Annotated in this window: 25 protein-coding genes; 5 read left to right on the top strand and 20 right to left on the bottom strand. The window is 42.1% G+C overall.

Translation table 11 applies throughout. From position 1 onward, the window contains the following. Window positions 1-11 precede the first annotated feature (11 nt). The 7 genes from grpE to gpr all read right to left on the bottom strand — a co-directional run bounded on the left by grpE (window position 12) and on the right by gpr (window position 7,853). The gene (gene grpE, locus ACIQXQ_RS14670; RefSeq protein WP_402869898.1) at window positions 12-608 is read right to left on the bottom strand and encodes a nucleotide exchange factor GrpE; all 597 of its coding nucleotides are present in this window, start codon (window positions 606-608) and stop codon (window positions 12-14) included. A 94-nt stretch (window positions 609-702) separates the two neighbouring features. Continuing rightward, a complete protein-coding gene (gene hrcA / locus ACIQXQ_RS14665) occupies window positions 703-1,731 on the bottom strand; it encodes a heat-inducible transcriptional repressor HrcA (RefSeq protein ID WP_402869608.1) in 1,029 nt (342 codons plus the stop codon). 125 nt (window positions 1,732-1,856) lie between these two features. After that, entirely contained in the window at window positions 1,857-3,008 is a 1,152-nt protein-coding gene (hemW, locus tag ACIQXQ_RS14660; RefSeq protein WP_402958391.1) for a radical SAM family heme chaperone HemW, read from the bottom strand. 82 nt (window positions 3,009-3,090) lie between these two features. Continuing rightward, the gene (gene lepA, locus ACIQXQ_RS14655; RefSeq protein ID WP_402869612.1) at window positions 3,091-4,926 is read right to left on the bottom strand and encodes a translation elongation factor 4; all 1,836 of its coding nucleotides are present in this window, start codon (window positions 4,924-4,926) and stop codon (window positions 3,091-3,093) included. Between the two features lie 177 nt (window positions 4,927-5,103). Next, entirely contained in the window at window positions 5,104-5,427 is a 324-nt protein-coding gene (locus ACIQXQ_RS14650) for a YqxA family protein (protein WP_402958389.1), read from the bottom strand. Between the two features lie 19 nt (window positions 5,428-5,446). Further along, the gene (gene spoIIP / locus ACIQXQ_RS14645; protein WP_402958387.1) at window positions 5,447-6,649 is read right to left on the bottom strand and encodes a stage II sporulation protein P; all 1,203 of its coding nucleotides are present in this window, start codon (window positions 6,647-6,649) and stop codon (window positions 5,447-5,449) included. Window positions 6,650-6,734: 85 nt separating this feature from the next. Then, complete coding sequence (gpr, locus tag ACIQXQ_RS14640; RefSeq protein WP_402869619.1) at window positions 6,735-7,853, bottom strand: GPR endopeptidase; 1,119 nt, start codon at window positions 7,851-7,853, stop codon at window positions 6,735-6,737. Window positions 7,854-8,124: 271 nt separating this feature from the next. Between gpr and rpsT the strand changes: the two genes are divergently transcribed. Continuing rightward, a complete protein-coding gene (gene rpsT / locus ACIQXQ_RS14635) occupies window positions 8,125-8,391 on the top strand; it encodes a 30S ribosomal protein S20 (protein WP_402869621.1) in 267 nt (88 codons plus the stop codon). Between the two features lie 82 nt (window positions 8,392-8,473). Here the strand turns inward: rpsT and holA are convergent, their stop codons facing one another. Next, a complete protein-coding gene (gene holA, locus ACIQXQ_RS14630) occupies window positions 8,474-9,487 on the bottom strand; it encodes a DNA polymerase III subunit delta (protein WP_402958385.1) in 1,014 nt (337 codons plus the stop codon). Between the two features lie 324 nt (window positions 9,488-9,811). Here holA and ACIQXQ_RS14625 point away from each other — a divergent pair, with 324 nt between their 5' ends. After that, a complete protein-coding gene (locus tag ACIQXQ_RS14625; protein WP_402869625.1) occupies window positions 9,812-9,946 on the top strand; it encodes a YqzM family protein in 135 nt (44 codons plus the stop codon). Window positions 9,947-10,014: 68 nt separating this feature from the next. Here ACIQXQ_RS14625 and ACIQXQ_RS14620 read toward each other — a convergent pair whose 3' ends face one another. The 3 genes from ACIQXQ_RS14620 to ACIQXQ_RS14610 form a co-directional block, all read right to left on the bottom strand. Further along, the gene (locus ACIQXQ_RS14620; protein WP_402958383.1) at window positions 10,015-12,321 is read right to left on the bottom strand and encodes a DNA internalization-related competence protein ComEC/Rec2; all 2,307 of its coding nucleotides are present in this window, start codon (window positions 12,319-12,321) and stop codon (window positions 10,015-10,017) included. Between the two features lie 21 nt (window positions 12,322-12,342). Beyond that, on the bottom strand, window positions 12,343-12,900 hold the full coding sequence (locus ACIQXQ_RS14615; protein WP_402958381.1) for a ComE operon protein 2: 558 nt from the start codon (window positions 12,898-12,900) through the stop codon (window positions 12,343-12,345). Between the two features lie 83 nt (window positions 12,901-12,983). Beyond that, entirely contained in the window at window positions 12,984-13,628 is a 645-nt protein-coding gene (locus tag ACIQXQ_RS14610; protein ID WP_402958379.1) for a helix-hairpin-helix domain-containing protein, read from the bottom strand. A 109-nt stretch (window positions 13,629-13,737) separates the two neighbouring features. Here ACIQXQ_RS14610 and comER point away from each other — a divergent pair, with 109 nt between their 5' ends. Continuing rightward, a complete protein-coding gene (gene comER, locus ACIQXQ_RS14605; protein ID WP_402958376.1) occupies window positions 13,738-14,568 on the top strand; it encodes a late competence protein ComER in 831 nt (276 codons plus the stop codon). Window positions 14,569-14,680: 112 nt separating this feature from the next. On the opposite strand, the gene ACIQXQ_RS14600 is transcribed toward comER, so the two are convergent. The 8 genes from ACIQXQ_RS14600 to ACIQXQ_RS14565 are packed head-to-tail and all read right to left on the bottom strand — an operon-like array spanning window position 14,681 to window position 19,699. Beyond that, the gene (locus ACIQXQ_RS14600) at window positions 14,681-15,424 is read right to left on the bottom strand and encodes a class I SAM-dependent DNA methyltransferase (RefSeq protein WP_402958374.1); all 744 of its coding nucleotides are present in this window, start codon (window positions 15,422-15,424) and stop codon (window positions 14,681-14,683) included. Then, window positions 15,421-15,777: a ribosome silencing factor gene (gene rsfS / locus ACIQXQ_RS14595; protein ID WP_402869637.1), complete on the bottom strand. Its 357-nt coding sequence runs from the start codon at window positions 15,775-15,777 to the stop codon at window positions 15,421-15,423. Before rsfS ends, ACIQXQ_RS14600 begins: the two co-directional genes overlap by 4 nt. Then, window positions 15,777-16,349, bottom strand: a complete 573-nt coding sequence (gene yqeK / locus ACIQXQ_RS14590) for a bis(5'-nucleosyl)-tetraphosphatase (symmetrical) YqeK (protein ID WP_402958372.1) — start codon at window positions 16,347-16,349, stop codon at window positions 15,777-15,779. The genes rsfS and yqeK overlap by 1 nt, the downstream gene beginning before the upstream one ends. Then, window positions 16,339-16,908, bottom strand: a complete 570-nt coding sequence (locus ACIQXQ_RS14585; protein WP_402869641.1) for a nicotinate-nucleotide adenylyltransferase — start codon at window positions 16,906-16,908, stop codon at window positions 16,339-16,341. Before ACIQXQ_RS14585 ends, yqeK begins: the two co-directional genes overlap by 11 nt. Window positions 16,909-16,924: 16 nt before the next feature. Next, the gene (gene yhbY, locus ACIQXQ_RS14580; RefSeq protein WP_402869643.1) at window positions 16,925-17,215 is read right to left on the bottom strand and encodes a ribosome assembly RNA-binding protein YhbY; all 291 of its coding nucleotides are present in this window, start codon (window positions 17,213-17,215) and stop codon (window positions 16,925-16,927) included. Next, complete coding sequence (gene aroE / locus ACIQXQ_RS14575; RefSeq protein ID WP_402958370.1) at window positions 17,209-18,051, bottom strand: shikimate dehydrogenase; 843 nt, start codon at window positions 18,049-18,051, stop codon at window positions 17,209-17,211. Before aroE ends, yhbY begins: the two co-directional genes overlap by 7 nt. Before the next feature lie 20 nt (window positions 18,052-18,071). Next, window positions 18,072-19,181, bottom strand: a complete 1,110-nt coding sequence (gene yqeH / locus ACIQXQ_RS14570) for a ribosome biogenesis GTPase YqeH (protein ID WP_402958367.1) — start codon at window positions 19,179-19,181, stop codon at window positions 18,072-18,074. After that, entirely contained in the window at window positions 19,178-19,699 is a 522-nt protein-coding gene (locus tag ACIQXQ_RS14565) for a YqeG family HAD IIIA-type phosphatase (protein ID WP_402869649.1), read from the bottom strand. Before ACIQXQ_RS14565 ends, yqeH begins: the two co-directional genes overlap by 4 nt. Before the next feature lie 461 nt (window positions 19,700-20,160). On the opposite strand from ACIQXQ_RS14565, the gene ACIQXQ_RS14560 reads away from it, so the two are divergent. Further along, a complete protein-coding gene (locus tag ACIQXQ_RS14560) occupies window positions 20,161-20,301 on the top strand; it encodes a sporulation histidine kinase inhibitor Sda (RefSeq protein ID WP_402869651.1) in 141 nt (46 codons plus the stop codon). A gap of 43 nt (window positions 20,302-20,344) precedes the next feature. Here the strand turns inward: ACIQXQ_RS14560 and ACIQXQ_RS14555 are convergent, their stop codons facing one another. Then, window positions 20,345-21,142, bottom strand: coding sequence for a phosphatidylserine decarboxylase (locus ACIQXQ_RS14555; RefSeq protein WP_402958365.1), 798 nt, complete (start codon window positions 21,140-21,142; stop codon window positions 20,345-20,347). Between the two features lie 134 nt (window positions 21,143-21,276). Between ACIQXQ_RS14555 and pssA the strand changes: the two genes are divergently transcribed. Then, window positions 21,277-21,816, top strand: a complete 540-nt coding sequence (gene pssA / locus ACIQXQ_RS14550) for a CDP-diacylglycerol--serine O-phosphatidyltransferase (RefSeq protein WP_402958363.1) — start codon at window positions 21,277-21,279, stop codon at window positions 21,814-21,816. Window positions 21,817-21,846: the final 30 nt, after the last annotated feature.

Genomic DNA, 21,846 nt, shown 5'->3' with positions numbered 1-21,846 from the left:
TAATGATTTCTTTATTCGTTTACCTTTACCATGGCCGGGCGAATCACTCGGTCCTTAAGAAGATATCCTTTTTGGAATTCTTCCACAACGATGTTCGAACCGAAGTTCTCATCTTGAACTTGCATGACGGCTTGATGCAAACGCGGATCGAATTCTTCACCGACAGAATTGATCGGTTCGATGCCTTCTTTCGCCAATGCACCAATAATGCCTTTATAGACCATTTCCATGCCTTGAAGAAGGGACTTTGTTTGCTCATTATCCGCTTCGATTTTAGTCGCTCTTTCAAAGTTATCAAGAGCCTCGACCAAATTCCCAGCAATATCTTGCACTCTATATTTTTGAGCCGCTTCCATATCAAGCTTTGCACGGCGTCTAGAATTATCGAAATCAGCTTGCAAACGAAGGTAACGGTTATCCATTTCTTCGATTTTAGCTTCTAGTTCCTGAATCTTTTCTTGAGCCAACTGTAGCTCATCTTTTTCTACCGGAGTTTCCTCCTGAGTTTCTTCCGATGAATTCACTTCTTCAGCAAAAACCGCTTCTTCCGTGCTTTCCTCGATTGTTTCATTATTTAATGTCTGTTCATTGTTTTTATTTTCCACAATCTCACCTCCCCTAAAGGATTATACAAATTTATGCTTAAGTAATAGGTTGGGCGGTGGTAACCCTTTTACCGCCACCTTACTATTACCTTTGCTCCTATTTTTGATACAGCTTTGTCATCAACGTCGTTAAATCCTTCGAGAAAAAAGAAAGGAGACTGATTACTCTCGAATATTCCATTCGAGTTGGACCCAATATTGCCAAGGTGCCCACTTGTTCCTGTCCGATTGAATACGTCGCGGTAATCAAACTACAATCTTCAAGGACGGTATTTTGATTTTCACGGCCAATCTTGACATGAATGCCAGATGGGTTTTTCGTAATGAGATCATAAAATCCTTGTTCCTGTTCGATCATGGATAAAAGTGTGCTGACTTTTGCAATGTCATGGAACTCAGGCTGCCTCAAGATATTCGTTTTACCACCGAAAAATATTTTTTCCGGTTTCGTATCCGTGAGGGTGTCCGCAAGAACGGAAACGACCGATCCATAATTATGGATGTGATGGCTCAATAAGACCGCCACTTCCTTATAGATCTTATCCTTCAGCTCGACAAGCGGTACATCCACTAACCGGGCATTTAAAATATTGACTACCTTCTCGATTTCATTGATATCGAAAGAAGGAGGCAGGGAAATCATTCGATTTTCAACATGGCCTGTGTCAGTGATGATGATCGCAATTGCCGTTTCAGGACTCAATGGAATGATTTGAATCTTTTTCAGCTTATGTTCATTGACTTTGGGGCCAAGAACGATTGCCGTGTAATTCGTCAATTCAGAGAGTATCTTAGCTGACTTTTGGACAATCTTTTCCAGTTCATAAATGCGCTCCACGAACACGGATTTCAACAATTTCATTTCATTCTTTTTTGGAGCTTGAGGAGAAAGTAAATGATCCACATAATATCTATACCCTTTTTCAGAAGGAACCCTTCCTGAAGATGTATGAGTTTTTTCTAAAAAACCCAATTCTTCAAGATCAGACATTTCATTGCGAATAGTGGCCGAGCTGAACGTAATTTCATCTTTCTTCGACAAGCTTCGCGACCCGACAGGCTGGGCTGAATGGATAAAATCCTCGATTATCACTTGCAGAATCAATAATTGACGATCAGTTAGCATGTATGATCACCTCTGTTAGCACTCTAACTTCCTGAGTGCTAATATACTAATAAATTATCAAATGAAGCTGATGATGTCAATAATGAAAACCGCTAAATTACCGTTTATAGGACAAGAGATTTCCATCAATCCGTATTAACCACTCCCAAAAACGATTGAAACACTTCATTACCAAGCAATTTGCCACGCTCAGTCAGGCTTACGAACCCGTCCTCAATCGTGAGTAACCCCTTTTTCATTTGTTCTTCGAGCGATTCCCCGAAAATCTCCTTCATTTCTACAGAAAATTTACTTTTGTATGTTTCTAGGGAGACGCCTTTTGTTTTCCGAAGCCCCAAAAACATCTCTTCTTCCATTTTTTCATAGAGCGGCACAGGATGTTCATCTAAAACAGGCAATTCACCTTTTAGCAAAGGAGTGATGTATTTTTTTACCGGACCATGATTGGCCACTCTTTTGCCACCCGTATATCCATGAGCTCCAGCACCGATGCCATAATACTCTTTATTGTCCCAGTATGTCAGGTTATGCTTACTTTCAAAACCAGGCCGAGCAAAATTACTGATTTCATATTGATGCATTCCATGCCTCTCCATCTCTTCCATCAGCCGCTCATACATGGAAGCCTCTAGTTCCTGTGGAGGGAGATTCAATGTACCTTTACGCATTTGGTTGTAAAAGACCGTCTTTGGTTCGACGATCAAGGAATAACTGGAATAGTGAGGAAGTTGCAGCGCAAGGGCTTTCGCGAGTGTATCCTCGAAATCTTCCATAGTTTGCCCCGGTAATCCATAAATCAAGTCAATCGTAATATTGGTGAAGCCCACATCCTGAGCCAACTGAATGGTTTCATACACCTCGGATGCCCGATGTGTTCGGCCGATGCGCTTCAATAATTCGTCATTAAAGCTTTGTACCCCAAAACTTAGCCTATTCACGCCTGCTTGAAAGAGGATTTCAAGCTTTTCTCTCGAAAGGTCCCCGGGATTGGCTTCAAACGTATACTCAGCCTGTTTGGCATCGAAAGGGAGGGTCTCATTGATGGCCTCACAAAGGAAGGATAGCTGCTCTTCGTCAAGCGAGGTAGGTGTTCCCCCACCAACAAAGACCGTATCCAGTTCCGTTGTCGGATATTTAGCAAGTTGCATTTCCATTTCCCTTTTCATCATCCGTAAATATTCATCAACGGGCTGCCCTTGTAAGAAAACTTTATTAAAATCACAATAGTGGCAAATATGTTCACAAAACGGGATATGCAGGTAAGCACTTTTAATCATTAAGTTCACAACCTTTATTTAATCGAATGGACCGATAGAAAAAGAGGCTAGATCCTGTCTACCCTCTTTTTTCTACTATCATTTATTTTTTTGGAGTCGTATCATCCATTTTCAGGACAGCCATGAAGGCTTCTTGTGGCACTTCAACGGAACCCACTTGTTTCATCCGCTTTTTACCTTGTTTTTGTTTTTCAAGCAATTTACGTTTACGGGAAATATCGCCACCGTAACATTTAGCCAATACGTTTTTACGCATGGCACTAATGGAAGAACGGGCCACGATTTTTTGTCCGATAGCCGCTTGGATCGGCACTTCGAATTGCTGTCTTGGAATCAATTTCTTCAATTTTTCAACGATGATTTTTCCACGTTCATAAGCAAAGTCCTTATGGACGATGAAACTTAATGCATCGACCGTTTCGCCATTCAACAAGATATCCATTTTGACAAGTTTGGATGGCTTATATCCGATTAACTCATAATCGAATGAAGCATACCCTCTTGTATTGGATTTCAATTGATCAAAGAAATCATAGACGATTTCTGACAACGGAATCTCATAATGGATACTTACGCGAGTTTCATCCACGTATTCCATATCGATGAAATTCCCACGTTTGTTTTGGCAGATTTCCATGATGGTTCCCGTAAATTCTGTTGGTGCCATCATGGTCGCCTTAACATAAGGTTCTTCGACGTTTTCGATTTTTTGTGGATCCGGCATATTGGATGGATTATCCACCTTTATGGACGTTCCATCTGTAAGGATAACGTCATATATAACACTTGGTGCTGTCGTGATTAAATCAATTTTGAATTCACGCTCGATACGTTCTTGAATGATTTCCATATGAAGAAGGCCAAGGAAGCCACAACGGAAACCAAATCCTAACGCTTGAGAAGACTCTGCCTCGAATTGCAACGCTGAATCATTCAACTCCAGTTTTTCTAAAGCATCACGTAAATCATTGAATTTAGATGCATCAATCGGGTATAAACCGCAATAAACCATCGGATTCATCTTCCGGTAACCAGGCAAGGCTTCTGTCGCGGGATTATTGGCACTCGTAATCGTATCCCCTACAGTCGTATCACTGACATTCTTAATGGCTGCGGTCAGGAAACCTACATCCCCCACTGTCAGTTCATCAAGCATTTGGACTTTCGGATTGAAGACGCCCAATTCGGTCACATCAAATTCCTTACCAGTGGACATCATCTTGATTTTATCGCCCACTTTTATAGAACCCTCAACAACCCGGATGTAAGCTACTACACCGCGATAAGCATCAAATACGGAGTCAAAAATAAGTGCTTTAAACGGTCCGTCCGGATCACCCTGAGGTGCCGGAACCAATTCTACGACCTGTTCTAAAATATCCTCAATTCCAATTCCAGCTTTAGCCGAGCATAAAACGGCATCAGATGCATCAAGACCGATTACATCCTCGATTTCACCACGGACCCGCTCAGGGTCGGCACTTGGCAAGTCAATCTTATTGATGACAGGTAAAATTTCCAGGTTATTGTCCAATGCTAAATAAACATTGGCAAGCGTCTGGGCCTCGATGCCTTGAGCAGCATCCACGACAAGGACTGCACCTTCACACGCAGCAAGGCTTCGTGAAACCTCGTAAGTGAAATCTACGTGCCCCGGTGTATCGATAAGATGGAAGATATATTCTTCGCCATCTTTCGCCTTATATTTCAATTGAATCGCATTCAATTTAATCGTAATTCCACGCTCACGCTCTAAGTCCATAGAATCTAACAATTGACTCTTCATTTCACGTTGAGTCATGGCGTTCGTCTTTTCTATGATACGATCCGCCAATGTTGATTTACCATGATCAATATGAGCGATGATGGAAAAGTTACGAATCTTTGATTGTCTTTTTAATTTCTCTTCTCTATTCATAACGTTCACTCCCAATAGTCGACACAATACACTATTTTTCATTATATCAATAGAAAATGCAAGATTCAACAGAATAGTTACAAGGACAGTCCATTATGTAGAAGGAGATAGCAAAAAAGGCTGCATTCAATTTGAATGGAGCCTTTTTCTAGAACTTTCTACCGGCTTATCCTACTACTAAATCATATTAAAGAGTGCGTTAAAAGCTGCTGATACGGTTTCACCCAGACTCTTGCCAAGGGAGGAGAAAAAATTATAAGCTTTCATTTCCTCCAGCTTTTCTTTTTTCGTCTCTATATCATGACTCGTCACTTTTTGCCCAAGGATATCCGCTTCCATTTCTCCGTGCTCCGATTGGTTAATGGTGAAAGCACTATTTAAAGCGGGGTCTTCATACCCTTTCATTTTTTTCATGCCGTCGTTTGCCTGCTGCATCCCGATAAGTACACCTAAAAACAAAATAAGTAAAACGCCCGTGCATTTCAACCAAAATCGAACCATGATAGAGGCTCCTTCCAAATTACTTTGCTTCCGATTCTCCCTTGATGCCATCCACAGCCTTAGCATCCCAATACAATTCGCTGAACACATCAGTGAATGCGTCGACCGTTAAATACATTTCCTCGAATGTATTATCGACGCCTCCAATTTCCAAAAGCATTGCATTACCCGTCAAATCTTGATTGTAAACTCCATTATTTCTTGCCCCTCCCTGTTTCATGACCCCACGCGAGATACCAGGGTATTTTTTTTCTAACGCTTTATGCATTTTATTGGCAAGTGCCGCATTTTTTTCATAATTCGGGTTGTCCCCTCCCACAACAAAAGCTATCTTGGCGTATTGTTTGCCATTAATGGTGATCGTCGTATGTTTTTTCCTTTTGGAATCACGATGGATATCGATGAGATATTCTATATCCTTATTATTCGCCATTGCCGTCTGAACGGTTTTACGTGATTCCTGGTACGCTTTTGCAAAATTCAAGCCCTTGCTATTCAAGTTCCCCATCACATCCGTTTTATTTAGAGAGGCTCCTATACCTTTATCCGCGAGATCGGCGGTCATCCGTGTTCCGAGTTTTGTAATATTGATTTCAGAATGATACGCAAGATCTGGGTCGGTGACACCCTTTAGATAAGGCAGGTACGACTCCCGATTATGGCTATGATATATTTCTACCACCTTGCGGCCATTGGTCGTTTGCTTGGGTTGATTGGGCGTTGTCTTCTTATCAGGTTCTTCTATTTCATCCAGATTTTGCAGAGATGCATCTCTTTCATCATTCATCACCTCTAAAGGTGGTGGAGATTCATACGGCATATTCGTATAGTTCGTTCCTTCACCTGCGACAAGGATCTCGTTATCAAAAATCGAGAACCCTGGTAATTCCCGACCTAGCAAACTACGGGGATCCTCCATTGAGATGTTGGTCGAAAGCTTTACTAACTGCTCCATGACAATCGATTGTTCTTTTCCTTCAGGCAAGGCACTGAAGAAGTAATGGTTTTCATTGGCCAGCATCGAAAATAGCATTTTACCTGAAAATTGGTTAGCGACAGTATGTACGGAATTCGAGGTAATGCGATATTCCGGCCGTAATGAAGTCATGACCCCGCTGACGGAAAAAACAAAAAGAAGCAAGGCTAGGATACCTAGAAACGTTTTTACAATCGTTGATCCGTGAATAGCTGTAATAATACCTGGAGATTTTCTCCTTTTCATCCGTCCACCCTCTCTATAGCTTGTCTACTAATACTTATGACTTTGCTAGAGAGGGTAGAACACCATTTTTGGGCACTAATGCCGTTTAGCGGGTGTAGAAGCCTGCATTACCTTGATTGATTGATTCATGTAACGCCGCATTCAAACCGTTGGCTATCAGATTGGCCATATCTTCAATGAATACATCGACTTCCTTTGGTGTAACCATTAAATTATGACCTAGTGGCGAGAGCACTTCATAAATCAATTTACGCTTCTCTTCATCCGGAAGCACACCGACCATTCCCAAGAAAGTTTCCCGTTCCTTCTCGCCTGGCATATCCTCATCTTTTAGCTTTTTCCTTTTTCCGAAGCTGAATCCAGCGGGGGCCAAGGCGCGTGAAGGCCGACCTCCTTCTTTCAGTTCCTTGCCAAAATGCTTCAGGATATAATCGATTGTGTCGCTCGTGATCGATACGGCATCGACGACAGTAGGGATCCCAATGGCGATAACAGGGACGCCTAATGTTTCCTGGCTCAATTCTTTGCGTTTGTTCCCTACCCCTGAACCGGGATGGATGCCCGTATCCGTTATTTGAATGGTTGAATTCACCCGGTCAATGGAACGGGCCGCCAAGGCATCTACAATGATAAGGAAATCCGGCTTGCTTTTTTCAATGACGCCTTTGATGATGTCACTCGTCTCGATCCCCGTGATTCCCATCACCCCGGGAGAAATTGCACTGACCGGACGATATCCTTCCTTTACCGACTCCGGCTGCAGCTCGAATAAATGTCTCGTAACGACCAAGTTTTCGATGACAGCCGGTCCGAGTGCATCAGGGGTGACATTCCAGTTACCCAGACCAACGACTAAGCAACCGCTTTCCTTTGTGAGCTTGTTCCTTTTCAAAAAATACGCTAACTCGTTGGCGAATACCTTTTCCACCCGTTGCTGTGTATCCGTATCCTGTTGGCGGATCCCTTGGACCTCTATCGTTAGATAACTCCCCTCTTTCTTGCCAATCTCCTTTTCCCCTTCCGCCGTGACCTCAACTAGGGAAATCTTCAAATCATCCACTTCTTTTTCTTTAATGATCACACCTTCAATATGGGAGACATCCTTCTCTTCGACGACACCTTTCATTTCAAGGGCAATTTCTTTCGCTTCAATTGCCAGATCTGTCCGAATACTATAATTACTTAGGTCCAAATGTTTCACCATAGCGCCTCCTGCTGTTTATATGAGTCAAATCTAGTATTTTAATCATCTCTCTTAAACATTCTTTCATTTTAGCTTTTGTATTATTCATTTTTTTGGTACAATACATTATGACGAGATGAATTAATTTCAGAAATTATAATTACTTTTCGATTCTCAATCTGGAGTATTGCATAATCTTAAGCAGTCTGATAGAATATCATTTGTGCTATTTGATATGGATTTGAAAAGTCGAGTTCATATAATCTCGATTTCTTTGTAGGAGGTGAACGGAATGCCAAACATTAAATCTGCTATTAAACGTGTGAAAACTAACGACACAAAACGCGTTCATAACATTACAGTTCGATCTACTATGCGTACTACAGTGAAAAACGCTGAAGTTGCTTTAGCTGGAGAAAACGTTGAAGCTGCTAAAGAAGCTCTTTTAACAGCTGCTGTAAAATTAGACAAAGCTGCATCTAAAGGATTAATCCATAAAAATGCGGCAGCCCGTAAAAAATCTCGTTTAGCGAAAAGACTTAACGCTCTTAACGCTTAATGAAAACGAAACGACCTTCCGGGTCGTTTTTTTTATGCCCAAAAAGGGGAAAGAATCATTCCATCCCCTCCCCTTTAAGCCTTCATCTGAATTTCAGTAGTAGTAATTCTAAAGTGATTGCTTTATCAGCCTGACCAGTTTTCATCCGATAATCCGCCTCAGCCAAGTCATCTATAATGCTAAGCAGCTCTTTCACCTGAAATTTCCCTGTCTTTTCAAGGGCCAGTTTCACCCTGTATGGATGCACCCTCAATTGTCCCGCGATTTTTTGCTGACTATACCCTTGTCGAGATAGTTCCTTCACTTGATACATGAGCCTCACTTGTCCAGCCATCACACTCAAAATCTTAATGGGCTCTTCATTTTGCCGAAGTAGATCATGGAGAATGGTCATGGCACTTTCCATTTTTCGTTGCAAGACCGAATCAACCAGGGTAAAGATATTCTGTTCAAGCGATTTAGCCACTAACTTTTCGACAACTTCCGTCGATATCCGCTTCTCATCTTCTACATACAATGCCATTTTATCCAGTTCGTTCGTCAGCATCATCAAGTTTGTACCCGCAAGCTCCAAAAGGAGTTCCGTGGCTTGATCATCGATCTGCACCTGATATTCTGCGACCCGTTCTTTGACCCATACCTTAAGCTCACGGTCGCCCAGCTTCTTCGCCTCAATGAGGACGGCCTTACGCTTCAGTTCCTTGGTGATTTTTTTCCGCTCGTCCAGCTTCTCGTAAGGGGCCGTCAAGACCACAATGGAATAAGGAACAGGGTCCGAGAGGTAGGCTTCTAATCTTTTCACATTATGTTCCACCTTGGACTTTGATTTTTCCGCTGTCAGGAAAAATGGGTTCTGCATGAAAACAAGACGCCTTTCCCCAATGAAAGGGAGGGTCTCCACGTCTTCAAGAGCCGTTTCGACCGGTGTCTCCTCTAAATCAAATTGAGAAAAGTTAAAATCCATTTCATCTTCATGAAGGACATGCTCTATCAAGAGTTGCTTCGTTTCATTAATTAAATAGGCTTCTGTTCCATATACCAAATATACGGGAGCGAATTGCCCTTTTTTTATATTCTTCCAAACGTCTAATACCAATAGAATCCGCCTCTTTTTTATGTATTCTTCTCTAATGGTATAGTGGGAGGAACCATTTGACAAGCTATAAAGGGAACTAGCCCCTAAGGTCTAGTTCCGGATCTATATGAACGCTCTCAAGAAAGGCCCTAGGAAAACTTCCTTGAAAACGATAACCATTCATGTAGAACAATTACGTGCTTGCTTTGTTTGTACTTTTATTTTGACCTCAATTAAGCAAACTATTTGTGACAACTCTTGTCAGTAAAGGAAATGAAGAATGTGACCTGTGGATTTTTTTTTGGTAATGTTTTATACTATTAGCAGAAATAGGAGGGGTAAACAATGAACGAATTCGAAAAGAATGTCCAATCGAAGACTGATGACGTCGCTGATTCCGCAATCGGATTCATCGCTTCATTTGTATTTTTCGCTGCCATGTTCACCATTGCTGTCGTCGTTAAAGCAGTAGGATCCTAATTTTCATGCACTTATTTTTCCCTGAAGGAGGCTGCTGATGCAGTCTCTTTCTTTTGGATTTCTACATACTATGGAAGAATCTTCCGAAAGGTTCCTCCCTTTTTAGTATATTTGTAAATGACGGCTCCATCTTCGTCCGTCCTGAACACCATGATTTTATTTGCTTTCATCGACTCCAACACCTGGCCGTGTGGATGGCCATATCTATTCTCCTTTCCTACGGAAATGATGGCAGCTTTAGGTTGAATTTGCTCTAGGAAGGGGATCGAAGAAGATGTTTTACTTCCATGGTGGCCCACCTTCAAAATATCTGCCCGTAGTTGTGGAAATGCATCGATGAGCTCCATTTCCCCCGGTTCACCCATATCACCCGTGAAAACCCAGGAAAGCCCACCAATCTCGGCATACAAAACAACGGAGGCCTCATTCGTATTTTCTTCCTTCTTGTGGGGATTCAACACATAAAATTTAGCATCCGCAACGCTCCAAGAGTCGCCTCTTTTCACCATCTTGATTCTTATGCCCTTGTCTCGGGCTACAGGGATAAAGTCTTTATCCCGATATTGCTCCTCGCCCCAGCTACCAATAATTACTTCCTCCACCTTGAAATTCTCGATCAACTTTTTTGCACTTCCCATATGATCGGCATCCGCATGCGTTAAAATCAGCTTGTCCAAATGATGGATTCCTTTACTTTTCAATAGCGGGATTATGGTATCCTCTGCTGTATTATAGGTCTTACGCTTCTTCTTCCATTCCTCCAGTGGAAATGCGATTTGCCCCCCTGTATCAATTAAATAATTCCCGGCGTTAAACGGCAGGGTAATCAAAATCGAGTCACCCTGGCCAATATCAATGATCTGCACTTCACCGAAGGGAGATAGCTTTTGAATATTGAATTGAAGAAGTAAAAGTAAAATGAACATCCCCCACCAAGTTTTACTTGCGCGAAAAGAAGTCTCCCAATTCACAAACAAGCCCAAAATCGATACAAGTAGGAACAATAGCATGATAAAGCCTGGTTTACCAAACGAGACCGAGGCCAGGGGAAAATCAGAAGCCAAGTCGGCGGCACGATTGCAGAGCGTGAAGGTCACATTAAGGAGTGTTATGAGTGGGTGGCCGAGAGCTGGCACTAAAAGATTCACAACGACCGTTATTAATGAAAATGGAAGCAATATCACGGAATAAAGAGGTACATACAAGACATTCAACAGGACACCCAGGAGGGAAACTTCGTAAAAGTGGAAAAGCAATATCGGGAGGGCCGCCAATTGACAGCTTGTGCTAATGATGAGGAGCTGCATGATCTTTTGGGGATAGTGCAAGAAGATGCCCGAGGACATGATGATGGAAAATGTGACAGCGAAGGACAGCTGAAAGCCAATGTTATAAAGCATGTTTGGCTGAAGAAATAACAAAACCAGATAAATGACGCCAATCGTGACACTCGCTGAAAGCCTTTTTTTAAAGAGCATCAGGATAAAGAACAACATGGCCATCAAACAGGAACGCATGACAGAAGGACTTCCGCCGGATAATAGTGTATACATCGGCAAAAAGACCAGGATGAGGATTATCATTCTTTCGCGGGTGATGCCGATACGAATTCCCAAATAAAATAACATGCCCGTTAACAGGCTTACATGAAGCCCCGAAATTGCCAAAAGATGCACCAAACCAAGCCGCTGGTAATTGGTAAGGTCCTCTTCATCGATTTCACTCTGATCTCCAAAAATCAGGGCTGTGACAAAGCCACTCGATTCTTTAGGAAAGTGTTTTTTGATGTAGGAAATCCCTTTCATCCGAAAATTGCGAATCGAGACGACAAGAGAAGCCTTTGACATTTTACATTTTGAAAAAGAGATCGAATCGGCTTTTACTATCCAGTGGGTGTTCTGACGGGAAAGATACTGCTGGTAATCGAAGCCGTTTTCATTACGGTGTGGCTCAGGGACCTGCAAACTACCCTGTATCGGACAGGATATTCCCGTGCGCAAGTGCTGATTTAAACCTTCCTTTTCTTGTTCGGAAGCGATAGTATATCGTAAGAGGAGTTGTTCGCCTTGTTCACTTGTGACGAACCCTTTTAGCAAATTCCCATCGAGTTTTGGCTGGGAAGTAAATGTTACGAGGAAGTGAATTTCCGATCCATCATATATGGACTTGTTTCGAATTTCGGTTATGGAAGCGGAGCTTATAAAGATCCCCATGATGACAATATGAAGGATGAGGACCTTCCACTTTCCACCGCTCCAGTAAAAAAGAAAACATAAGAAAAACAAAATGCAGATTAAAAGCTTCATGCTTAAATTCGAATGGGCCGTAACGCCCAATGTGGCAGAAACCGCTAAGAAAAGAAGGTGTCTGGTCATGCCCGCCCTCCTTTTCATTTACTAATCAAATAACCGCTTGGCCTGCTTTTCCAGGTCCAAAACTACCTCTTTTCCAAGACCGTTTTGTTCCAGTTGACTTAACAAAGATAAAACAAAGTCCTGCTTCTCTTTGCCATTCACGTCGATGGCCCCTTTTGCTTCAACCTTTTCCATCTTAACTCCGGCCTGTTCGAACAATTCAATAGCATAAGGATGGTTTTTGTAATCCTCTGCATAGTAAACAGCCTTGATCCCGGCCTGTATCAGCGATTTACAGCATTGTAAACACGGAAAATGCGTCACATAAATTTCTGCTCCCGCTGTCGGCACGCCAAATTTGGCACATTGTAAAAGCGCGTTCATTTCAGCATGAATCGTTCTGACACAATGATTATCGATGACATAACAGCCATCATCGATACAATGGGTGCCACCCGCAATCGAGCCGTTATACCCACCCGCAATAATCCGGTTATCCCGCACAATAGTTGCCCCCACAGTTAGACGAGTACACGTGCTTCTTAACGCTAACAAATGGCTTTGAGCCATGAAATATTGATCCCAGCTAATCCGATTCATGTGTTGTCGTCCCCTTTGACTCAGTAAATTTCTTTCTTCAATTTTACCTTCTTCCCGTCCTTTTGTGTACCCATTCTCATTATTTATTGAACCGTAATCGAATCCTTTAACTTTTCAAACGTTTTATCCCCGATACCAGAAACGTTTTTTAAATCCTCCACCTGCTTGAATTTCCCGATTGTCTCCCTATATTCAAGGATGGCTGTGGCTTTTGACGGACCGATTCCAGAAAGCGTTTCTAAGTCCGCTTGTGTGGCTGCATTCAAGTTCACTTGACCTCCCGTACTACTAGATGCCCCTTCAGAAGCCATGGAACCAGTTGGAGCGGCAGCAACATTCGCAGGACCCTCTACATCTTCTTCGCCTATCTTCGGTACGTAAATGACCATTTGGTCCTCCACAAGCTGTGCCAGGTTTACTTTATCCATATCAGCCTTATCCGTGAAACTTCCTGCTTCGGTAATCAAGTCAATTACCCTATCGCCAGCTTGTGCCGTAAATACACCAGGAGCCCGGACGGCCCCCTTCACATCGACTTTCATAATTCTGGGTTCCGATTCGGCTTCTGGCTTCGTTTCTTCTTCCATCTCTTCGTTTGCGGAAGCGGCAAAGATATCTTCTGTGCCAGCCGTTTCGTCTTCTGGTTGAAAAAAAAGATAAAAACCTATTACCACAATAACGATGGCAACGGCTACCACTGTTAGTTTCTTTTTGAGGATTGCCTCCATAATTAATTGAGCTCCTTCCGTATCATTTCATCATTCCATTGTCATAGGACAGGGTAAACGGCCATAGTGTTTATTGAGAAGTTGTGCTTCTTTGAAGGGAGTTGTAGTCATGAAGAAAATCGGTGTGATTGGTACCGGAAATATGGGGACGATTTTAATAGAATCGTGGCTTGAAGCGGAGGTATTGAAGCCAAAGGATTTAATCATTACCAATCGAACGCTTTCCAAAGCCTCAGTATTGAAGGAAAAGCATCCTGGCATCCAATTGGCGGCAAGTGCAGTTGAAGTCGTCCATCAAGCTGATTTTATCTTTCTCTGCGTAAAACCTTTACAAATCCATAGCCTATTGCAGGGCATCAAACATCATATAAAAAAGGAACAATTACTCATATCCATCACAAGCCCTCTCTCTGTCTCTCAGCTTGAAGCAGAAGTTAAGGGGCCATGCGCACGCTTTATTCCCAGCATAACGAACCGGGTCGGTTCAGGGGTATCGTTACTGAGCTTCAGTGAAACGTGCAGCAAGGAGATGCAGGAGTCGCTACAGAAGCTTGCCTCATCCATCTCAGAGCCAACCATCATCGATAATGACATCACCCGTGTCGCTTCTGACATAGTCAGCTGTGGCCCTGCATTCTTTAGCTATTTAGCACAGGCATTTATTGAAGGGGCGGTAGACACGACGAAAATCGATAAAAAAACGGCAACGATTTTAACGGAGAACATGTTGATAGGATTGGGGGAACTGCTGGGTAAAGGCATTTACACCTTACCGACCTTACAGGAAAAGGTGTGTGTAAAAGGCGGGATAACAGGTGAGGGAATCAAAGTTTTAGAAGCAGAAACCGGAGAGATGTTTCATCACCTTTTTCATGCAACACATGAAAAATTCGCAGAAGATCTTGAAGAAGTCGAAAAACAATTTGGCCATCCTTACTAACTATTCGAGAACCAAAATCAAAACTCCTTCCCAATAAAAAATAAAATAAGGGCCAGACCCCCTTTCGTGCATCGCCGTGCGAAAGGGGGTCTGGCCCTTATTATTTCCCATATTATTTCCTGGCTACAAAAAGGATTCGTTCGGTTTCGTTAACGGGCGGTTTTTCTTCTAGGTCCGCCAGTATTTCGGGGGTTTCGAATCCTGCTTGCTGCAACCATTGTTTGTATTGTTGAATCGGATAGGTGCGCTGGTAATGTAATTCATCGAAACGGTCATATAAACCGCTTTGATCGTCCCTGACAAAAAAGCTAAGGTCATGCTCGACACTGTATGGTTCTTCCCCGGGGAAACTGTCCCAAATGTAGGAGACTTCTTCATCATTGACGGCAAACGTATTATTATGAAAGATCTCTTCCATCTTATAAATCGAATGGACATCGAACAGGAATAATCCGCCTTCCTTCAAATGATCATGAACCCGGCTGAAAGTTTTTACAATATCAGCTTCCTCGCGAAGGTAGTTCAGCGAATCACAAAAAATCGTGACACAGTCATATAGACCAAGCCCTTCGAGTTCTGCCATATCCTGCTGAAATAAAGGAATCGATAATCCTTGCTTCGCCGCTTTTTCATTGGCAACCATCAGCATTTCATCAGATAAGTCCACACCGGATACATCAAAACCATGCTGCGCCAGTTCAACGGTAATCTCACCGGTACCACAGGCCAAATCCAGTACTTTCTTTCCTTCTATCCCATATTGCTCTAGCTTCGCCGTCAGAATTAACAACCATTTTTCATAGGGAGCATCCTTCATTAATTCATCGTATACATAGGCAAAGCGTTCGTACGTCATTGAGTCAGTTCACCCTCAAGATCTTCGAAAGGTGCATCTCCCCATAGACGTTCAAGGTTATAATAGTTTCTTTCATCTTTATGGAAAACGTGTGCAACCACATCACCTAGGTCAACAAGTACCCATTTCGCTTCATCAAACCCTTCAAGGCGCTTAACATTGATGCCCGCTTCGTCCGCTTTGCTCTTCATTTCACGTGCGATGGCTTGTACTTGTTTTTCGGAATTACCATGACAAATCAAAAAGTAATCCGCCACCAAGGAAATTCCCTTCATATTTAAGGCAACGATATCTTCCGCTCTTTTATCGTCCGCCGCTTTTGCTGTAATTGTTAGAAGTTCACGTTCAGTCATTACATCTTCTCCTTCAAATTCATGATTAGATCATTATATGTCTTAAATGTATCAGGGTAAATGGCCTGATTTCTTTTCATTAAAAAGGCCACTGTATTTCGCAAAGCCTGTATGACAGCCTGATCCAGGTTTTCCTTGGCTGTCTGCCTCACTTCGTCGACCCCTGGGAAAGAACGCCCTGGTTCAATATAGTCGGCAAGATAGACGACCTTATCCAAAAGGCTCATTCCCACCCGGCCTGACGTGTGATAGGCGATTGCATCAAGTATTTCACGATCGGTGATCCCGGCCTCTTTTTCTACCAGGTAAGCACCAACCGGGGCATGCCAAAGCTCCATATTGTATTCCAGTAGGTCCGGTGCCATTTTTTCAGAGATGATGATTTGCTCCATTTCCTCTTTTGGACGAAATTTTGCATAATCGTGAAAAATGGCTGCGAGTTCCGCCTTTTTGACGTCGGCACCATATCGTCCTGCAAGTTCAATCGCAGACTCGACCACGCCCAAAGTATGAATATATCTACGCTCGGTGATTTGTTCTCTGACAAGCGCTAATGCTTCCTCACGATTCATATAAGTCATTCCCTTTTATATACTTCACCACTGGATCGGCTAATAAGTATTTCACGGTTTTCCCTGTCCTTAACTTCCTTCGGATCATGGAGGAGGAGATGAACATCTGTGGGACTTGAACCATCGTAATAGGGTAGTCCGTTTTTTCGTTATAGCCCGGCCGTTTCACCCCGACAAAGTTCACAAGCTTGACTAGCTCGTCAATACGATGCCATTTAGGTAAATACTCGATCATATCCGCACCAATGATGAAAAAGAATTCTGTGTCAGGTTCACGCTCTTTCAGCAATTTCATTGTATCATGTGTATAGGATGTGCCTTTTCTTTCAATTTCAATACCTTCTATATAAAAAGAGGGATGCCCGGCTATAGCATCTTCAAGCATAGCCATCCTGTCCAAATCGGTAACTTCCTCCGTTTTTTCCTTATGGGGAGGAACATGATTGGGCATAAATCTGACTTCATCTAACTCTAGAGCATCTAGCACTTCATTAGCAATAATTAAATGTCCGATATGTGGAGGATTGAATGTACCGCCAAGAATTCCAATTTTTTTCATAAGATAGGTAGGTCCCTTACGGTAATTTAATTTGTTTGTTTTCTCTTGATTCTTTATATAATACGATTGTATTACCTATAATTTGAACCAATTCCGCTCTTGCACCTTTTGATAAAGCACGTCCTACTTCATTACGTTCCTCATCACAGTTTTGCAGGATGCTCACTTTAATCAATTCGCGTACTTCTAGCGCCTCACCAATTTGCTTGATGAGATTGTCATTGACCCCGCCTTTTCCAACTTGGAAAATTGGATTTAGATGATGGGCCTTTGAACGTAAAAATCTTTTCTGCTTTCCTGTTAACATGTGTTACCTCCTAGTTTGTTCAAGACAATATCTGTCATTCTTGTTGTGTCCGGCTTGATTCCGGTCCAAATCTCGAAAGCATACGCAGCCTGGTTGACGAACATGCCAAGTCCATTAAGCGTTACCGCTCCTTTTTCCTTGGCTTCACGTAGAAACTGCGTTTGCAAAGGATTATAGATAATGTCACTGACAAATGCACCGGCCTTAAGCTGGTCTAACTTCATTGGGGATTGATCCAACTTCGGACTCATCCCGCAAGATGTTGTTTGGATGATCAAATCATATTGTGATAAGCTTTGTTCCGCCTCGTCAATCGTGAGCGCCTTTGATTCTTTATCATATGGGCAATCAGAAACAAGGTGGGCTGCCCGATCCTTCGTCCGGTTCGCGATATCAACTTGCTTTACCCCTTCTTTAACAAGGGTAAAGTAAATGGCACGTGCAGCACCGCCCGCTCCGATCACTAACGTTTTTTTAGCCTTAATGTCACCTGATATTTCATCGCATAAAGATCTATAAAATCCTATTCCGTCTGTATTATACCCTATAAAGCGGCCTTTTTCGTTAAAAACTGTATTTACTGCCCCGATGGCAAGCGCCAATTCGTCTACCTCATCGAGTAGGGGAATGACTGGGGTCTTATGTGGAATCGTTATGTTAAACCCTGATACACCAAGGGCTTTCATGCCTTTTATCGCATCAGGCAAACTATCTGGTTTGACATGAAAATGATGATAAACGGCCTGTATATTTTCTTTTTCAAAAGCATCATTATGAATGTCCGGGGACATCGAATGAGCAATTGGATCCCCTATTACACCAAATATCTTCTTCATGGAATCCCTTCCCCTATGGATTAGATTAATGATTTACGGACGATTACGTTAACGCCCTTCGGTACATGCGCAACGACCTTTGCTCCTGGTTCATTGACTGTAACCCAGCCAAGACCTGAAAACACAATATCCATTTTACCTTCTTTTAAAGTAAACTCATGCGGAATCAATTTCGGGAATTCTTCCAATTGAGCCGGACGTGGAGGCGTCAGCATTTCTCCAGCATGATTCTTATATAATTCATCCGCTTTCTCCAATTTCGTACGGTGAATGTTCAATTCATTGGAAAGATAACATGTCAGAGAGCGTCTGCCTCCTGATACATAATCCAAACGAGCCAATCCACCAAAGAACAACGTTTGAGCTTCATTCAACTGATAAACCCTCGGTTTGATTTCCTTCTTCGGCATGATAACCTTGAAATCACGTGTATCAACATAGTGGGCCATTTGATGGTGGTTAATGATTCCTGGTGTATCAATCAAAGCTTGTCCGTCATCCAACGGGATCTCAATCATATCCAAAGTCGTTCCAGGGAAATGCGAAGTCGTGATGATATCCCCTTCACCGCTCACTTCTTTAATGAGGCGATTGATGAAAGTTGATTTCCCGACGTTCGTACAACCGACGACATATACGTCCTTACCATTCCGATATTTTTCTATCGCATCAGCCGCTTCAAGGATATGTTTTCCCTTTTCTGCACTGACAAGCAGGACATCGACTGGATTCAATCCCAATTCCTTCGAAGATTTCTTCATCCAATTAATCAGTTTATTCGGCTTTACCGATTTTGGAAGCAAGTCTACCTTGTTTCCAATCAATAGTACGTCATTATGTCCGACAAATCGGTGCAATCCAGGCAACCAACTTCCATTGAAATCGAAGATATCGACGATTTTAACAATCAAAGAATCGGTTTCTCCCACTTTATTCAAGATTTTCAAAAAGTCATCGTCCGTTAAAGAAACATCTTGAACCTCATTATAATGTTTTAATTTAAAGCAACGCTGACAAATGATGCTTTCTTTTTCCAGTGCGGATTGAGGGGCATAGCCCAATTCCTTGGGATGTTCTGACTGGACTGTCACACCGCACCCGATGCATACTAATTCTTGTTGGTTGTTCAATTGTGTTCCTCCCATTCTATCATTCCTTTTCGTTTAAAGAACGCCATGATCTTTCTTTCGAAATAGCGGTTGATTTTCGTTCTGAATTCATCCGTTTGTGCGACCGGTACGACGAGGATCGTATGGAATCCTCCCCTATTTCCTCCCAATACATCCGTCATCAGCTGATCTCCGATTACTACCGTCTCTTCCAACTTCAAGCCCATTGCCTTCCGTGCTTTATGGAAGGCTCTTGCCATCGGTTTTCTCGCCTGATGAATAAAGGGAATCTGAAGGGGGTCGGAAAAAGAACGAACGCGTTTCTCATTATTATTCGATACAATCGTCACTAAAATCCCGTGGGCCCGTAATTTATCGATCCAGATAATCAATTCAGGGGTAGCGGTGGGCCTATCCCACTCCACCAATGTATTATCTAAATCAGTGATCACTCCTTTTATTCCCTTTTCTTTCAACTTTTCAGGATCTATATCAAAAATGCTTTGAACATGTTCACTCGGCAAAAATAATTTAAGCATACTGACACCTCTGTATTTTCTTTGAAATTTACCGTCTCTATCATATCGAATTTTCGGCTTACTTTCAAAAAATTCGTGAAAGAAGGGCTAATCGTAAAGAAACATCATAATGTATGTTTTCTAATATGAAAAGGCATTTTTCAAACAAGCTAAAGAAATCGATAACTTGAATCCATGAGTCACCCTAAAAATTACCAATAGTTTTCGACAAATATTGCCTACAACCAACCTGTGGATAACTTTACTAACATTTTCCATACTGATATGTAACATCTCACTTACTTTGTAAACAACTTAACCACAGGTTATCCACTTTCGGTTGTGGATAACAGAACGATTGTTCTCCAAGTTTATTTCTGATACAGTAGGGGTACACCAAAGATGACTTAATAATATATGTCTAGAAATGCAAAGTATTCCTCGCATTCCAACTGGAGGTGGCAGCCGTAAATGGCGTTCTAATGCAAAAACTATCCGATGATTTGTTGCTTGAATCCTATTTTAAAGCAAGGAATTTAAAGCTGAGCTCTGATTTCATCCGTCTAATTGAAACAGAAATCCATCGAAGGTCCTTAACACATAGAATTCGCTCATTATTTTAATATGGGATACATAGGCTGACAAATCCTGTTAGCCTTTTTATTTTCATACCCCTTCTTGCTTGGCCGCCAAATGTCCAATCGTTTCACCGACCCTGACATCAGCAGGAACGGATAAGCTTTCGGCGAGTCTAAAGCGATCCTTTTCGAAGAGCAGAACGACGGTTGAACCGAAACTGAAATAAGAGAATTCCTGTCCTTTTTTCAATTGCCTTGAATCATCCGTTATGACGATGGAATTGATAAACATGGCGCCGACCTTGACCATGGTTATGCACCCTTCCTCGCTTTGTAATTCTGTAATCGTACGATAATTTTTGGCCAAGGGCTCCTTACCATACTTCATCCCCCATTTATTGACAGGGTATGACTTTTTCCCAAGTGTCCACCTTTTGATTACAGAACCGGAAATGGGCGCATGAATCCTATGATAATGGCTCGGGCTTAAGTATAACACGAGATATTTACCGCCTAGGTATTTTTCTAGAAACAGAGCATCCCCCACCATTTCTTCCATAGAATATACCTTTCCCTTAACGACGATTTTTTTATCAGTACGAATTTCTCCCGCGTCCTCGAGAACGCCATCGACCGGACACGCCACCGCAGAGCTGTCGGTCGTAACCGGTCTCGTCCCCTGTTTTAGCTGCCTTGTAAATAAATCATGCAAATTCGTATAGGCATTCATGTCATTGTTGAACTCTTGTTGATCAAGGTTGAATTTTTTCACATATAGAGGAATCAAGGGCCTACTCCATCGTGATTGGCTGAACTGTTTTAATAGGCCTGAAGATACTCTTCCATTCGTGAGTTCTATAAGAATACGATAAAATGTTTGATACAACTATACCACTCCAACTTGTTAAAAAATTCAAAAAGCACTTGCATAAATTGCGTTCATTCCAATATTATTATATAATAAATACTTATGTTTACTATTCTTTACTTTATTTTGCTTTTTTTGAAGGGAGGGAAAAGATGTTTTTATTACATGCCCTAGATCAAACCATAAAAAAATTGAAAACCCAAACAGCCAATATTATAACTCTAATGAACTTATCCCTCGGTGGATTTGCCATAATAGCCGTGATACACGACCAATTAAATCTTAGCTTGCTTTTAATTTTCCTGGCTGCCCTAGCAGATCGATTTGATGGTATGGTTGCGAGGAAGTTTAACATTGAATCGGAATTAGGTAAAGAGCTTGATTCCATGTGTGATATTATTTCTTTTGGAGTCGCACCCGCTCTACTATTATACCAAGGAATATTAATAGAATTCGGTGCCCCAGGAACATTTTTAACTGTTTTTTATATTGGTTGCGGAGCATACCGCCTTGCACGCTTCAATATAAGTGAGAATAATGGATATTTTACCGGCGTACCGATTACCGTCGTTGGCTGCGTGGCCACACTTAGCTACCTGGCGATTCCTTATTTACACCCGGTCTTTTTCTTATTTCTTATGATTCTATTATCTTTACTTATGATCAGTCCATTTAAATTGAGAAAAGTTTAATTGCTGAAGGAAGCGGGCGCCCTATTCGGG

This window comes from Peribacillus sp. NPDC097198 (assembly GCF_044762055.1).
In the GTDB taxonomy this organism is placed as follows: domain Bacteria; phylum Bacillota; class Bacilli; order Bacillales; family DSM-1321; genus Peribacillus.
The sequence above is the reverse complement of the archived record's forward strand: the minus strand, read 5'-3'. Positions and strand labels throughout refer to the sequence as shown.